The sequence below is a fragment of the Lutibacter sp. HS1-25 genome, assembly GCF_004121075.1.
Lineage (GTDB): Bacteria > Bacteroidota > Bacteroidia > Flavobacteriales > Flavobacteriaceae > Lutibacter.
The window spans coordinates 37,757-53,172 of sequence record NZ_RHLN01000014.1 but is presented as its reverse complement, the minus strand read 5'-3'; the positions used below and the strand labels follow the sequence as shown (position 1 = coordinate 53,172).

At 30.2% G+C, this 15,416-nt stretch carries 18 protein-coding genes; 5 read left to right on the top strand and 13 right to left on the bottom strand.

What is annotated here, in order from left to right; genetic code table 11:
- Position 1 precedes the first annotated feature (1 nt).
- The gene (locus EC396_RS07080; RefSeq protein ID WP_129366011.1) at positions 2-1,156 is read left to right on the top strand and encodes an efflux RND transporter periplasmic adaptor subunit; all 1,155 of its coding nucleotides are present in this window, start codon (positions 2-4) and stop codon (positions 1,154-1,156) included.
- A gap of 79 nt (positions 1,157-1,235) precedes the next feature.
- On the top strand, positions 1,236-2,069 hold the full coding sequence (locus EC396_RS07075) for a prohibitin family protein (RefSeq protein WP_129366010.1): 834 nt from the start codon (positions 1,236-1,238) through the stop codon (positions 2,067-2,069).
- A gap of 93 nt (positions 2,070-2,162) precedes the next feature.
- Here EC396_RS07075 and EC396_RS07070 read toward each other — a convergent pair whose 3' ends face one another.
- The 11 genes from EC396_RS07070 to EC396_RS07030 form a co-directional block, all read right to left on the bottom strand.
- On the bottom strand, positions 2,163-2,381 hold the full coding sequence (locus EC396_RS07070) for a DUF2007 domain-containing protein (RefSeq protein ID WP_129366009.1): 219 nt from the start codon (positions 2,379-2,381) through the stop codon (positions 2,163-2,165).
- Positions 2,382-2,423: 42 nt separating this feature from the next.
- On the bottom strand, positions 2,424-3,095 hold the full coding sequence (locus EC396_RS07065) for a DUF1361 domain-containing protein (RefSeq protein WP_129366008.1): 672 nt from the start codon (positions 3,093-3,095) through the stop codon (positions 2,424-2,426).
- A gap of 8 nt (positions 3,096-3,103) precedes the next feature.
- Complete coding sequence (locus EC396_RS07060) at positions 3,104-4,159, bottom strand: sugar-transfer associated ATP-grasp domain-containing protein (protein WP_129366007.1); 1,056 nt, start codon at positions 4,157-4,159, stop codon at positions 3,104-3,106.
- Between the two features lie 198 nt (positions 4,160-4,357).
- Positions 4,358-4,513 carry a hypothetical protein gene (locus EC396_RS17845; protein WP_164975219.1) on the bottom strand — a complete coding sequence of 52 codons (156 nt, stop codon included), beginning with the start codon at positions 4,511-4,513 and terminating at the stop codon, positions 4,358-4,360.
- A 49-nt stretch (positions 4,514-4,562) separates the two neighbouring features.
- The gene (locus EC396_RS07055) at positions 4,563-5,435 is read right to left on the bottom strand and encodes a nucleoside phosphorylase (protein ID WP_129366006.1); all 873 of its coding nucleotides are present in this window, start codon (positions 5,433-5,435) and stop codon (positions 4,563-4,565) included.
- A 2-nt stretch (positions 5,436-5,437) separates the two neighbouring features.
- Positions 5,438-5,788 carry a translation initiation factor gene (locus EC396_RS07050; RefSeq protein ID WP_129366005.1) on the bottom strand — a complete coding sequence of 117 codons (351 nt, stop codon included), beginning with the start codon at positions 5,786-5,788 and terminating at the stop codon, positions 5,438-5,440.
- The gene (locus EC396_RS17840) at positions 5,781-5,957 is read right to left on the bottom strand and encodes a hypothetical protein (RefSeq protein WP_164975218.1); all 177 of its coding nucleotides are present in this window, start codon (positions 5,955-5,957) and stop codon (positions 5,781-5,783) included. The genes EC396_RS07050 and EC396_RS17840 overlap by 8 nt, the downstream gene beginning before the upstream one ends.
- Before the next feature lie 161 nt (positions 5,958-6,118).
- The gene (locus tag EC396_RS07045; RefSeq protein ID WP_129366004.1) at positions 6,119-6,808 is read right to left on the bottom strand and encodes a DUF6048 family protein; all 690 of its coding nucleotides are present in this window, start codon (positions 6,806-6,808) and stop codon (positions 6,119-6,121) included.
- A complete protein-coding gene (locus tag EC396_RS07040) occupies positions 6,774-7,226 on the bottom strand; it encodes a DUF6452 family protein (protein WP_129366003.1) in 453 nt (150 codons plus the stop codon). The genes EC396_RS07045 and EC396_RS07040 overlap by 35 nt, the downstream gene beginning before the upstream one ends.
- 5 nt (positions 7,227-7,231) lie before the next feature.
- Positions 7,232-8,641 (bottom strand): 23S rRNA (uracil(1939)-C(5))-methyltransferase RlmD, encoded by a 1,410-nt coding sequence (gene rlmD, locus EC396_RS07035; protein WP_129366002.1) that lies wholly within the window; start codon positions 8,639-8,641, stop codon positions 7,232-7,234.
- Positions 8,642-8,713: 72 nt separating this feature from the next.
- Positions 8,714-9,139: a c-type cytochrome gene (locus tag EC396_RS07030; RefSeq protein WP_129366001.1), complete on the bottom strand. Its 426-nt coding sequence runs from the start codon at positions 9,137-9,139 to the stop codon at positions 8,714-8,716.
- Between the two features lie 227 nt (positions 9,140-9,366).
- On the opposite strand from EC396_RS07030, the gene rocD reads away from it, so the two are divergent.
- Positions 9,367-10,608 (top strand): ornithine--oxo-acid transaminase, encoded by a 1,242-nt coding sequence (rocD, locus tag EC396_RS07025; RefSeq protein ID WP_129366000.1) that lies wholly within the window; start codon positions 9,367-9,369, stop codon positions 10,606-10,608.
- A 130-nt stretch (positions 10,609-10,738) separates the two neighbouring features.
- Here the strand turns inward: rocD and xerD are convergent, their stop codons facing one another.
- Positions 10,739-11,635, bottom strand: coding sequence for a site-specific tyrosine recombinase XerD (gene xerD / locus EC396_RS07020; RefSeq protein WP_129365999.1), 897 nt, complete (start codon positions 11,633-11,635; stop codon positions 10,739-10,741).
- Between the two features lie 82 nt (positions 11,636-11,717).
- On the opposite strand from xerD, the gene EC396_RS07015 reads away from it, so the two are divergent.
- Complete coding sequence (locus EC396_RS07015; RefSeq protein WP_129365998.1) at positions 11,718-12,359, top strand: porin family protein; 642 nt, start codon at positions 11,718-11,720, stop codon at positions 12,357-12,359.
- A gap of 65 nt (positions 12,360-12,424) precedes the next feature.
- Here the strand turns inward: EC396_RS07015 and ftcD are convergent, their stop codons facing one another.
- Positions 12,425-14,113 carry a glutamate formimidoyltransferase gene (gene ftcD, locus EC396_RS07010; RefSeq protein WP_129365997.1) on the bottom strand — a complete coding sequence of 563 codons (1,689 nt, stop codon included), beginning with the start codon at positions 14,111-14,113 and terminating at the stop codon, positions 12,425-12,427.
- A gap of 207 nt (positions 14,114-14,320) precedes the next feature.
- Between ftcD and EC396_RS07005 the strand changes: the two genes are divergently transcribed.
- The gene (locus tag EC396_RS07005; RefSeq protein WP_129365996.1) at positions 14,321-15,385 is read left to right on the top strand and encodes an NAD-dependent epimerase/dehydratase family protein; all 1,065 of its coding nucleotides are present in this window, start codon (positions 14,321-14,323) and stop codon (positions 15,383-15,385) included.
- Positions 15,386-15,416: the final 31 nt, after the last annotated feature.

The following is a 15,416-nucleotide window of genomic DNA, read 5'->3' as shown; positions in this document are numbered from 1 at the left end:
AATGAAAAAATATATATTTAAAATCTTGTTTTTTACATTAATTGCAACTGTTTTTACAGCTTGTGATTCATCAAAAAAATCAAACGAAAATAAAGAAATTAATGAAGTAGTTTCTAATTCAATCACCATTTCAGCAGAACAATTTAAATATATGCATATGGAATTGGGAAAAATAAGTGCGCATAATTTTACAAAAGGTATAAAAACCAATGGTTTTATAGATGTGCCTCCAAGTAATAAAGCAATGGTAAGTAATGTTATTGGTGGTTATGTAAAGGTTTCAAATTTACTTATTGGCGATAAAGTTGATAAAGGACAATTGCTTTTAACTTTAGAAAACCCAGATTTTATTGAAATTCAGCAAAACTTTTTAGAAATTCAAGTATCTTTAAATTATCTAAAAAGTGAATATACGCGTCAGAAAACCTTATTTGATGAAAAAATTACTTCAGAAAAAAATTATCTAAAAGCAGAAAGTGACTATAAAACAGCTTTGGCTAAATACAATGGATTGGAACATAAATTACGAATGTTAAATATCAATCCTTCAACAGTTAAAGATGGCAAGTTTAGCAGTACCATTGCTATTTATGCGCCTATTAATGGTACAATAAGTAAAGTAAATACCAGTGTTGGGAAATTTATGAATGAAAGCGATGTATTGCTTGAAATTATTAATGATGAACACAAACATATTGAGTTGGTTATCTTTGAAAAGGATGTTTTAAAAGTAAAAGAAGGGCAGAAAATAATATTTAATTTACCCGAAAATTCTGCTGAAACGTTTACCGGTGAAGTGCATTTAATAGGTAAAGCAATTGATGAAACAAACAGAACAGTAAAAGTTCACGGACATTTAGAACAAGAAAATGAATCGTTTTTGGTGGGTATGTTTGTTGAAGCCGAAATTGTGACTGATGAAATTGAAAAAATAGCAATACCTTCTCAAGCTGCTTTGGAAGAAAATGGTCAATATTATATTTTGGTGTTAAATAAAAGTGATGAAAAAAATTATTATTTTGAGAAAATGTTGGTTAAAATAGGTTTAAAAGATGAAGAATGGACTGAGATTTTAGATGCCGAAGCCACTTTAAAAGATAAAGATATTTTAATAAAAGGAGCTTTTATTCCTGTTGAAGCGGGTAGTGATGAATAGCATCAATAAAAACAGCTAAAAGTAATTTTAATGCACATAGTTTCGTATTTTTGAATAAATTAACAAATTAAATACAAAAATGAACAATAACGCACAATTACAATTTCCAAAAACATTGATTCCTATAATAATAGTAGGTTTTATAGTAATTATATTTTTATTTAAATCTGCAGTTACAATTGGTTCAGGTGAAGTAGGTGTACTTTACAAAACTTTTGATGGCGGTGTAGTAACAAAAGAAGCTCCTTTAGGTGAAGGTTTTCACATTGTGGCTCCTTGGAATAAAGTATATGTTTATAACGTAAGACAACAGGAATTATTAGAAAAGGATATGTCTGTACTTTCTTCAAATGGTCTTGAAATTAAATTAGATGCTTCTGTATTATATCAGCCTACAGCTGTAACAGTTGGATTATTACATCAAACAAGAGGAACAGATTATTTAAACAGTGTTATTGTTCCAGCAGTAAGATCGGCAACCAGAAGTGTAGTTGGACGTTATACGCCAGAGCAATTATATTCTACAAAAAGAGATGCTATTCAGGCAGAAATTTATGAAGAAACTAAAAAAATTGTAGAACCACAATTTATTCAATTAAATTCGATTTTAGTTAGAGATGTTGCATTACCAACTACCATTAAAACCGCTATTGAAAGTAAATTAAAACAAGAGCAAGAATCGTTAGAATACGAATTTAGATTGGTAACTGCAGCCAAAGAAGCTGAAAAACAAATTATTGAGGCACAAGGTAAAGCTGATGCAAATAAAATTTTAAGTGCTTCTTTAACCGATAAAATTTTACAAGATAAAGGAATAGAAGCTACAATGCAGTTGTCTAATTCTCCAAACAGTAAAGTAATTGTTATTGGAAGTGGTAAAGATGGTTTACCAATAATTTTAGGAAATCAATAATATTCAATATTTAATTAAAAAACCAGTTTAAAGAATCTTTTTAAACGGGTTTTTTTATTGTTTTTTCTTAGCTAAATGTATTTGAAATAGGAATTAAATTGAGCTATTTTCAATAGCTGACAATATTTTTTTGGCTTTCTCAACATCCAAATCAGACACTTGAAGCTCTACTTCAAAAGTTGCCATATGATTCATAATTTGGGTTGTAAATTCATTTTTTAAATAGCATTTGATACCTTCAGATTCTAATCGACTACGAAGTATGATAAGTTCTGTTTCAAAATGCGATGTCTTTATGGTAATTAAACTCATAATTTAATTGGTTTTAGATAAAAATAACACTTCTTAAAATAATTAGTTATTATTTTTATGTTGAATAATTTTTAAAGACCAATAAACCATATTTAGAAAAAGTCCCATAAAAATAGTCATTCCCCAAGTTTTTGCAAACTCAAACGGATTGATAATTCTGAGACCAATATCAGAAATCAAACCAAAAGGATTGCTTATAATATCCCAACTATTCCAACGTAAAAAACGACCTAAATAAACACCAAAACTGCCAATAAATAATAGGATAACAATGATAAAATTGACTCGTTTTTTAGACATTACTTGGTTTAATAATTTTTCGATATCCATTAAACTCAGTATCCCAAATAACAAACCAGTCCAGGCAAAGGATAAAATCAAAATTAAATCAAACCATAATTGTACACTTTGTTTGCCTTCTAAATGAATCAAATCTGTAAGAATATAAGGTGCATTTGGAAAAAACAACAGCCAAAAAAACAGCAAGGTTCCTATAACAATTTTATTCTTTTTATATTTTGAATTGATCATTAAAAAACTTGTCAAAAACCAAGGAATAAAAGCTAAAAATAAATTCCAGTTTAAACGAGGTATAACTTCAGGATCTTCAGAAAAATAGAGTCTAAATACTGAAAATGAAAAACATAAAAAGGTTAATAAACCCAAACTTAATGTTTCGTAAAATCGATTTGTTTTTTTTAATAATTCTATCATCACTCGATTTATTTTTTCCACAAATTTTCCCAACCTAAGTCTTTAAAACAAGGGCCTTGTGTAGCTTCAGAAAACTTGATATCAGTATCATAACCATTCCATTCCATGACCTTTATTTTTTCATTTTTGTCTACAATCATATCCCAGCCAATACATCTAACCAAAGGCATAGATTTTTGAAGTTCTAATGCAGTTGATAGACATTTATCAAATTGCGGAATTATTTTATTGGCAAATAATACTTGAGTATCAGGGTGTTTAATCATTGGCCCCCAGTAATTGTCATATCCAAACGCATCAAATTCACCAGTTTTAAGGTCTATTGGAATTCCAAGATCCGAAACGCTATTTACGTGTGTATCATTTTTTTGACCAAGACGTAAAAAACAAGCTCTTACTGAAGGTTCTCCCTGATTGTCAATTACGGTTGTTATTCTAATAGTGGCTACCGATGAAGGCATAAACTCATTAAAAATAGCATGTTGTTCTATAAATTCTTGAAATACACCATTTCCTAAAGAGCTAATTTTATGAATGTCAAATGAATCTTTTTCAAAAAAGTAAACCCCTAAACCTTGCATTGAATGGTCTAGTTTAAAAACAATTTTATTTGATTTTTTAAATAAAAAGTCGACAATTTCGATAGATTGAATAATTTCAAAGTTATTTTTATAAAATAATCCATTGGCAAAGTAACCGATATCAGGAAATACATCAGTATCAAAAATTTTATATGTGATAGATTTTAAGAAAGATAACTTTCCGTAATCGCCTTGAATTTTTGGAATAACAATTTTACCGTAATAGTTGTCAGGTATCCAACCTTCTTTAAAAGTTTCTGCAAAAGCGCTGTAAACAATAAGCCAGGGAGCATAGCCTTTCCAGCCTAAAACATCAATAGCATATTCATTAGATAGCTTAATTAATTTAGGATCTGTTTTTCCTTTAATTGCTACAACATCTTTTAAACTATCTATTGCACTGTATTTGTGGTAAAGATCAAATCTTAAACTCGAAATTTTATTTTTTATTTTTTTTGCAGTTGAAATAAATTTTTCATTCATAAGTGTTTCTTTTTCTAGTTTTTTTTGAAGGCATATTTACAAAGTAAAAATGTTTTTATGGTAATGGCTGTTTGAATTAATTAAACAACGAATTACGAAATTAGTACTGTAGGGGTGAATTCAAAATTACATGATTAATTGCAAAAAAAAACCGTTTTTAAGCGGTTTTTTAATTTTGTTATAATATGTTATTTAATATTACTTTTCAGCAATCAATGAAGCTTGTGCTGTAGGTACTTGTTCAATTTTAGTTGCATCACTACTTAATCCACACCCTTTTTTGGTAGACCCACAATTAATTAAAGTTAAACTTATTAAAGTAATTCCTATGATATATAAAGCAGTTTTTTTCATTCTGATGGTATTTATTATAATTTTAACGCTGAAATATACAATTTATTTTTTATTCGCTTAATTTATTTAAGGTGTAAACAATAAGATCATTTACAGGTTTATAAGGATCTTTACTAAAAGTACCATTTGCACGATTGGCAATAATCGCATTCATAGAACAGGCATGGTGTCCTAATAATTTAGATAAACCGTAAATGGCTGATGTTTCCATTTCCAGATTTGTAATTCTAAGTCCATTATATTCAAAGCTGTCAATTTTGTTATTTAGCTGAGGATCTTCAAGCGCTAAACGAAGCACGCGTCCCTGAGGTCCATAAAAACCAACAGCAGTTGCAGTTACGCCTAAAAAAACCTGATTACTTGATAATTTTTTTTCTAAAACTGCACTGTTTTTAACAATGTAAGGTCTTGCTTTTCGGCTATTCCATTGGGTGTGTTTGATAAAAGCATTTTCAAAATCAGCATCTAAAATGTGTTCGCAATCGTAGGAATGCAATACACCATCAAAGCCCAAACCGTATTTTGCTAAAACAAAACTATCAACCGGAATATCATTTTGTAAAGATCCTGAAGTTCCAATTCTTACAATATTTAAGGCCGTATGTTTTGGTTTTATAGTACGAGTTTCAAGATCAATATTAAACAAAGCGTCGAGCTCGTTCATAACAATATCAATATTGTCGGGTCCAATTCCTGTTGAAATCACACTTATTCTAGTACCTTTATAACTACCGGTAGCAGTTTTAAATTCTCTTTTTTGAGTTTCAAATTCAATTTCATCAAAATGAGCTGTAATTTTAGATACTCTATTTTGATCGCCAACAAAAATGATATTTGTTGCAATATTTTCGGGTTTTAAATTTAAATGATAAACACTACCATCTGGATTTAAAATTAATTCTGAAGCTGCTATTTTTTTCATAATTATCCTCCTACACGTTTTACGTTATATCCTTCTTTTTTAAGAATTTCCATTATTTTATCCCGATAATTTCCTTGAATCACAATTTCATTATCCTTCACACTTCCACCAACACCACATTTTGTTTTTAATAATTTCCCCAAAGATTTTAAATCGTCTTCTTTGCCTACAAATCCTGAAATAATAGTGACTGTTTTACCACCTCTTCCTTTGTTTGAAAAATGTGCTTCTAAATATTGTTTGTTAGGAACTAAGGTTTCTTCACTTTCTTCATTTTCAAACTCAAAACTATTATTTGTTGAAAATACAAATCCACCTAAATCTTCTAAACTACTTAATTTTTTTTTACTCATTACTTTTAATTTTATTCCAAATAAATAGCAAACCTGCCAATAACTCAAATAATAACCCTGTAGCCATAATTATATTGGCCTGAGCAGCATTAAAAAGTTTTGAAATTGCGCCTGCAATTAGCAAAAACACACCAAAGGTAAACAAGGATATTACTTTTTTAGAAATCATTTTAACAAGTCTAATGCGTTTAAATGTTTGTTTTTAAATTAGTTACAGTTTAAATGTAATTTTAACTTTTAGATTTTTTTTGAAATGAAATCAACTAAATCCATATTTAGAATTAATACCATGAAACTGAAATTAAATTTGACTAAAAGTACAAAAAATAATTACTTTCTAGCGTATGGAATAAGATAAGTTAAAGTGTAATTAAAGCCAAAACCAAGATTGTTTAACGAAACTTTGTAAAACCCAGGAACATATAAATTTTGGAAATTTTCAGGCTCTTTAGTACTTAACATTGCTTTAAAACCTACACTAAAACCCATATAAAAGTTTTTAAAAGTTTCGGCTCTAATACCTAAAATAAACTCTAGCCAATGTGCATTTAAATCTGGATGAAGCTCATTTACTTCAATAATTTCGGGTGTAAGGTAAGTTCCGTAAACATTTGGGGTGTAGCTGTTTAACGTTTGGCTAAATTTGCTAAATCCGTATCTAAAACCAACGTAAATTTCGTTGGTCATACCTTCCCAGTTTTCGTAGGCATTGTAGTTTGCCCCAATTTTAAAGTAATCTCCTTTTGTGGTAAAATTCATAAAATCTTCAACAGTTGTTGCATCATTATGTCCAAATTCAACGGCTGCATAAATATTTTTATAAACACGTGCGTCAGCAACAATTTCATAACCACTATAACCTTCTTTAATAAAAGAAATAATAGGCACACTAATATCTGCTCCAAATCTAATTCCATAGACTTGTTCTACATGGGTGGTATCTTTTTCCTGTTGAGCATTTACAGTACCAAAAGTAAATAAGATACTAATGATAAATGTTAACTTGCGCAGCTGTATCATTATTTATAATGGTATTAATTATTTCAATTTGTTTTATCCAAGTGCTGGTGTTTATTTCAGCTGTAAATTCTTCAAATATAGTTTTGTAACCACATGAGCGACTTACATAAATATCATTTCTATTGTAAGAGAATTTTATAGTATCAATATTTTTTTCAGTCGCTAAAATATAATAGGTGAAATTTTTATTGACATCTAAAGGCATTGAAATTGAGTCGGTTGTATTTTTTATGTATAACGAATCTTTTCCAGCGGCCCAAACGGTTAATTCTGTTACATCTTTTAAGCTAGTTGGGTTTGTATAATCGTAAAACCGAATACTTAGGTTTGGCGTAGTGGCTTCAACACAAATATTATCTTGTTCGCAACTACTTAGCGCTATTATTGCAGTTAAAATTAGTAGAATATACTTTTTCATTTTTGTTATTTTAATTCTAAAAGTACCACGTTTTCTACATGAAAAGTTTGCGGAAACATATCTACAGCCTGTGTTTTTACAATATTGTATTGCGCTTTCATCAATTCTAAATCACGTGCTTGTGTAGCAGAATTGCAACTTACATATACAATTCTTTTTGGCGAAATTTCCAAAATTTTAGCAACCACATTTTTGTGCATTCCATCACGAGGAGGGTCTGTAATTATAACATCTGGCTGACCGTGTTTTTTAATAAAAGCATCATTAAAAACATCTTTCATATCACCTGCATAAAATTCAACATTTTTAATATTGTTAAATTCGGCATTTAATTTTGCATCGGCAATGGCATCTGGAACAGATTCAACTCCAATTACTTTTTTTGCATTTTTTGCAACAAATTGTGCAATGGTTCCTGTTCCTGTATAAAAATCGTAAACAACTTCATCTCCAGAAAGATTGGCAAAATCTCTTGTAATTTTATACAATTCGTATGCTTGAACAGAGTTTGTTTGGTAAAATGATTTTGGACCAATTTTAAATTTTAAGCCTTCCATTTCTTCAAAAATATGATCTCTACCTTTAAAAAGCAGGATGTCCTGATCGTAAATGGTATCGTTACCTTTACCGTTAATTACATATTGAAGTGAAGTAATTTGAGGAAATTCTTCAGAAAGGGCATTTAATAAACCTTCTCTTTTTGCGGTTTCTTCTTTAAAAAACTGAATAACAACCATAATTTCACCTGTTGATGCAATTCGAAGCATAATGGTACGCAACAATCCCGATTGTTCTCTTGGGTTGAAAAAATCCAATTCGTTTTCAATACCGTATTTTTTGATAAAGTTGCGAATTTGGTTTGAAGGTTCTTCTTGTAGATGACATTTTTCAATGTCTAAAATTTTATCCCACATTCCTGAAATATGAAAACCACAGGCATTTTTGTTGTCAACTTCTTCTTTAGAATTGATTTCATCTAAAGTTAACCAACGACTGTTAGAAAACGAATATTCCATTTTATTACGATAATAATATATGTTTTCGCAACCCAAAATTGGTGTAATTTCAGGTAAATCTAAATGGCCAATTCGCTTTAAATTATTGGTAACTTCTTTTTCTTTATAGGCTATCTGATGTTCGTAAGCCATATTTTGCCACTTACAACCACCGCAATGTTCAAAATGCTGACAAACGGGTTCGGTTCTTTTGGTTGATAGTTTATGAAATTTTATAGCAGTACCCTCAAAGTAAGCTTTTTTTTGCTTTCCGGTACGTATATCTACAATATCGCCAGGAACAGTATTTGATAAAAATATTACACGTCCGTCTGGTGCTTTAGCAATGGTTTTTCCACGTGCCCCAGCATCTAAAACTTCAATGTTCTCAAATATAATTGGTGTTTTTCTTCTTGCCATGGTGCAAATGTAACAAATTGGCATAAAAAAAGCATCTCGAAAGAGATGCTTTTAAATTTCTTTAATATAAAATTATTTGATGCTTTGCATGTACAATGCTATAGAAGCCAATTCTTCAGCAGATAAGTCTTTTACAAAACCATCTAAATTTGCTTTCATAATAGCAACCATACCTGGGTCAGTATCTACAATAGGAGCTGAGTTACCAGTTAAAAATGTAACAATATCAGCATTTTGCTCAGTATACACTTTATTAATATCTTTTATAGAAGGACCAATAAGTTTAGCATCTGCTTGGTGACAAGTAGCACAAGTTTTATCGGTAAATAATTTTTTTCCTAATTCAAGATCTCCAACAATTACAGCAGCACTAACAGTTTCCTCAACAGTTTCTACTTCTGGAGTTTCAATTACTTCAACTTCTTTTTCTTGCTTTTTTTCACCACAACTAGTTAAAAAAAGAGCAGCCATTGCAACAATAAATACGGTTTTTTTCATTTTTTAATATTTTTAAATACGTTAACAAATTTAGTTAAAAATATATTGTTTTATGTAATATTAATCACAATTTTTTTAGTTGTTTTTTATGGAAATTCTAATTGTTAATTAATTTGTTTTGAACATTCTATTTTATGTTGAATATTTTGTAATTTGCCAATTAAATAGGATGATTTCTCTCCAAAAGCAGGAATTGATATTTTTCAATTTTAAACTTTTTTATTACGATGGTTTCAGAAAAAAATGCATCACAACAAGCAATTGATTTAGAAGATAAATACGGAGCTCATAATTACCATCCGCTGCCAGTGGTTTTAAGTAGGGGTGAAGGTGTGTACGTTTGGGATGTTGAGGGTAAACGTTATTACGACTTTTTATCGGCATATTCAGCTGTTAATCAAGGGCATTGTCACCCTAAAATTATAAATGCTTTAACTAAACAGGCTGCTAAATTAACACTAACATCTCGCGCTTTTTATAATGATGTGCTTGGAAAATACGAGCAATATGTTACTACATATTTTGGTTTTGAAAAAGTATTGCCAATGAATACTGGGGCTGAAGCTGTAGAAACGGCAATAAAATTATGTAGAAAATACGCTTATGAAAAAAAGGGAATTCCTGAAAATGAGGCAGAAATTATTGTTTGTAAAAATAATTTTCACGGAAGAACAACTACCATTATTTCATTTTCTAATGATGAAGATGCGCGTAAAAACTTTGGTCCTTTTACAGCAGGTTTTATAAAAATTGAATACAACAATCTTGAAGCATTAGAAACTACTTTAAAATCGCGTAAAAATATTGCAGGTTTTTTAGTTGAACCTATACAAGGTGAAGCAGGAGTTTATGTTCCATCTGAAGGTTATTTGTCTAAAGCAAAAGCATTGTGTGAAAAATACGGTGTATTATTTATTGCAGATGAAGTTCAAACGGGAGTTGCCAGAACCGGAAAATTATTGGCAGTAAACCACGAAAATGTTCAGCCAGATATTTTAATTTTAGGAAAAGCAATGAGTGGTGGAGTTTACCCTGTTTCTGCAGTTTTTTCGAGTAGTGAAATTATGAATGTTATAAAACCTGGTCAACATGGTTCTACTTTTGGAGGTAATCCTTTGGCTTGTGCCGTTGCAATTGCGGCGTTAGAAGTTGTAAAAGACGAACAATTGGCTGAAAACGCTGAAAAATTAGGTCAACTTTTTAGAAGTGAACTTCAAAAATTTATTGAAACCAATACTTTAATTAAATTAGTTAGGGGTAAAGGTTTGTTAAATGCCATTGTAATTAATGATACTGAAGATAGCTCAACTGCTTGGGATATTTGTTTAAAACTGCGTGATAACGGATTGTTAGCAAAACCAACACACGGAAATATTATTCGTTTTGCGCCACCTTTGGTTATGAATGAAGAACAATTATTGGATTGTGTTTCAATTATTAAAAAAACAATTTTAGCATTTAAATCTTAGTTTTTACTGAGAGTTTAATGATTAAAAAATTTCAAAAAAAGCTGTCTAAAAAAAAACTGTCGTCAACCTGAAATAAATTAAGAATGACGTATTTTAAAACTTTTTTAGATGGTTTTTTTGTTTTTGTAAATTATTTTCTTGGATGAAAATTTTGCATTACCTGTTTTAAAAAGCTTTTATCTACGTGCATGTAAATTTCGGTTGTTGTAATGCTTTCGTGACCAAGCATTTGTTGTATTGCTCTTAAATCGGCGCCGCGTTCTAGTAAATGAGTTGCAAAAGAATGTCTAAATGTATGCGGACTAATTTTTTTATCAATACCAGCTTCAATGGTTAGATCTTTAATAATGGTAAAAATCATAACACGGGTTAACTTTTTACCTCGTCTGTTTAAAAAAACAGTATCTTCAAAACCTTTTTGAGCTTTTATAAGGCGTCTGTTGTGTTGAAGGTATAAATTAATGTACTTTTGAGTATGTGTATTAATAGGTACAAATCGTTGTTTGTTTCCTTTTCCAATAACTCGTATAAAGCCTTCATCAAAAAACAAATCAGAAATTTGTAAGTCTATCAATTCAGAAACGCGCAGGCCACAACTATACAAAGTTTCTAAAATAGTTCTGTTGCGTTCTCCGTGTGGAGTGCATAAGTCTATGGTGTTTATAATTTTATCTATTTCTTCAATAGCCAATGTATCGGGTAATTTTCGTCCAATTTTTGGTGATTCTAACAATTCTGTCGGATTGTCTTTGCGGTAATCTTCAAAAATTAAATAATCAAAAAAATTACGAAGTCCAGAAATTAAACGTGCTTGTGAACGCGCATTTAAATCTTTGGAAACGTGATAAATAAACTCTTGAATGTTTTCTAAAGTAATTGTAATAGGAGATACCTTGATTTCATTTTCTTCTAAAAAAGAAATCAATTTTTTTACATCTAAAGAATAGCTGTCTATTGAGTTTTTTGCCAACCCTTTTTCTATTTTTAAAAATAGCTGATAGTCGTTAAGCGCCGAGTTCCATTTCATTTGTTGAAATTACATTTTATAGTTTATCTCCCAAAATAAAAATGATATATTTGTTTAAAAATTTAAATCAAAAATATTTATTATGAAAAAAATTATTGCAATTGTGTTTATTGCTTTGCTTGGTACTACAGGTGTAAAAGCTCAAGCTTCTTTTGGTATTAAGGGAGGTGTGAATTTTCCTTCAATAATGGGAGACAATATCAACGGAATTCGTTACAGAACTTCTTTTAATGTAGGTTTAGTTGCTGAAATTGAAACATCACCTGTAACATCAGTACAGCCAGAAATTATGTATTCAGGTCAAGGATTTCATTACAATGGTGGAACATTTAGGGATTCAAATGGTAATTTTATTACGTTGGCTGAAGACAATTATAAATTTGACTATTTAAATATTCCTCTTGTTTTTAAATATTATTATAGTGAAGGCGCTTCTTTTGAAATTGGTCCTCAAGTAGGTTTTTTATTATCAGCCAAAACTGCCGATGGTTCAGAAAAAGAGTTTGTTAATTTAAAAGACAACTTAACAACTGCATCTTTTGATTTTATAGTTGGTTTAGGATATAAATTTGACAATGGTTTTAATGTGAATGCACGTTATATTGGTGGATTAACAAACGTTTGGAAAGGGTATGTTAAAAGTCCACCACCAGGATACTGGTATTACGATTATGGAAAAAGTAATAGTGTTTTTCAATTAACAATTGGATACTATTTTAATTAATATTTACCATAAAAAAACCGTCTAGAAATAAATTTTTAGACGGTTTTTTTATGCTCAATTCTCAATTACATTTTACTGTCTACTAAGGCAATAACCTCTTGTTCAGCTTTCATTGTTTTTTCGTAAATTATTTGAGCACGTTTTAAAATATCGTTGGCAAAAACACGGTCTTTTATATCTTTTGCATTGATTCTAACATTAAAATAAGCACCTACAACCGCTGTTTTGGCGCACAATACACCAACAGCAGCATCAGACAAAGAACTTTGCAAGCCTTCTTTTAACATAGCCTGCATAACTTCAATAGAATTAAAAGCTGTTTCCATCACTTCAAAAGGAATTTCAGTTGCATATTTAGTGGCATTTTCTATAGCTAATTTGCGATTTTCAATTTCTTCAGAAGTTGTTTTAGGCATTCTAAAACCTTCAATAATTTTGTTAAAAGCATTGGTATCTTCATCAACCAAATACAATAATTTATTTTTATATGCTTGTCCTTTTACCGCCCAATTTGAGTAATATTCCCATTTTTCGTCCCAACCAGCTTTGTGAGCCGATAAGTTTGCAACCATCGTACCAAGCGAAACACCAAGCGCACCAACATAAGCAGCAATTGAACCTCCACCTGGAGCCATAGACTCTCCAGCAGTTTCTTCGGCAAAATTACTGATGGTTAAATCAACCAATTTTTTAGAGTTGTCTTTAAGTAAATATTCAATTATTTTTTCTTGAGGGTTAAAAGGTTTTAAATCGTCTAACCCTAAAGATTTTACAGCGATTTTAATTTTTTCTTCTTCTGAAATTCCTAAAGACCTATTTTGTTTTGTTAAAAAATAATCACTAGCAGCTAACATTGCTTTTAAAGGAATTAAACCTATTAACTCTGAACCAGTTACACGCAAACCTCGTTCGGTAGCTGCTTTTACAGTTTCGTCAAATGCAATGTGTAATGGTGTAATATTGATATTTGTTAAATTGTACGAAATTTGTGCAATTCCATACTCTTCAATATACCAACCAATACCTTTTACGGCTTTTAATTTTCCGGGTATGCGAATTGGTTCTCCATTTTTATCCAGTGCAATTTTTCCTGAAACACCATTTTCATATTGAACCCTTCCAGCTTCACGAATATCAAAAGCTATGGCATTTGCTCTTCGGGTTGAAGTGGTATTTAAATTAATGTTATATGCAATTAAAAAATCTCGTGCAGATATGGCTGTACAGCCCGATTTTGCCATTTGTTCGTTGTATTCAGTAGGTCCAAAATCTGGTTTCCAATCTGGTTTTGCAACTTTTTCTTTCAAGCCTTCGTATTCACCAGCACGACAACTAGCTAAATTTTTTCGTTTTGGTTCTGTAGCTGCATTTTCATAAAAATAACCCGAAATTTCTAATTCTTTTCCCACACGTTCGCCCAATTTATGTGCATAAACAGCGGTTTCATCTAAGGTAATTCCTGAAATAGGAATCAACGGACAAACATCGGTGGCGCCAAAACGAGGATGTTCGCCTTTGTGTTTGCGCATATCAATCAACTCCGAAGCTTTTTTAATCAATAGAAAAGCAGCTTCAATAACTTGATTTGGTTCACCAACAAAAGTAATTACAGTTCTGTTTGTTGCTTTACCTGGATCAATTTCTAATAATCTAACCCCATCAACAGTCTCTACAACAGCGGCAATGGCATTTATTTTAGCAGTATCGCGTCCTTCACTAATATTTGGAACGCATTCTATCAATTGTTTATTCATTTTAATAATAATTTAATATTCAAATTTAAATAGTTTTATCCACTTAAAATGATACTATTTCAAAATAAATAAAGGATATGTTACCTAATTTTGGTTATTAATTCTATTTTTGTTGAAAGAGAAAAAGTTATAAAATAAAAACTTAAATAAAGATTTTTTTTAAATAAACATCTTGGTAAAAGTTTCCGAAGTAATAAAATAAATACAATGAAAAATAAAAAGGTATTGGTTACAGGAATGGCTGGATTTATAGGTCATCATCTTACAAAATTATTGGTTCAATCTGGTTATGATGTAGTAGGTTTAGACAATATAAACAATTATTACGATCCTAATTTAAAGTTGGCAAGATTAACAGATTTGGGTTTTGATACTGCTGAAATAGAATACAATAAGTTGCTTGTAATAGATCAAATTTCGTTTGTGAAATTAGATTTAACAGATCTTGAAAATATAAAAGAACTATTTAAAACACAACAATTTAATTATGTTGTTAATTTGGCAGCACAAGCAGGTGTAAGGTATTCATTAAAAAATCCGCATTCGTATGTTGACAGTAATATTACAGGTTTTTTAAATATTTTAGAAAGTTGTAGAGCGTATCCTGTAGAGCATTTGATTTTTGCATCGTCAAGTTCGGTTTATGGTTTAAGTGAAGAAATTCCTTTTCAGGAAGATAATTGTACAGATCATCCGTTGGCAATTTATGCAGCAAGTAAAAAAGCCAATGAAATGATGGCGCATTCTTATGCTAATTTATATCAAATTCCGTGTACCGGATTGCGTTTCTTTACAGTTTATGGTCCTTGGGGACGACCAGATATGGCATTGCATTTATTTACAGAAGCCATGGTTAATGACAGAGAATTTGAGGTTTTTAACAACGGAGATATGAGTCGAGATTTTACGTATGTAGCTGATATTGTTGAAAGTATAAAAAGATTGATTCCTTTAGCTCCTAAAGAAAACAATCCAGATTTCAATCCTAAAAAACCAACACCTTCAAAAAGTTCAAAAGCATATCAAATATTTAACATAGGAAATAATAGTCCTGTTGCACTAATGGATTTTGTAAAGGCTGTTGAAAAAGCTTTGGGTAAAAAAGGTAAAGTAATTTTTAAACCAATGCAGCCTGGTGATGTACAATCTACTTATGCCAATGTAGAAAGTTTATTTGAGTATATAAATTTTAAACCAACTACTAATTTAGAAGAAGGGGTGAAAGCTTTTGTAACTAAATATTTAGAGTTGGAAAGTTTGAAAAATAAGTAATAAAATTTTTCAATATAACAGATTTATTACC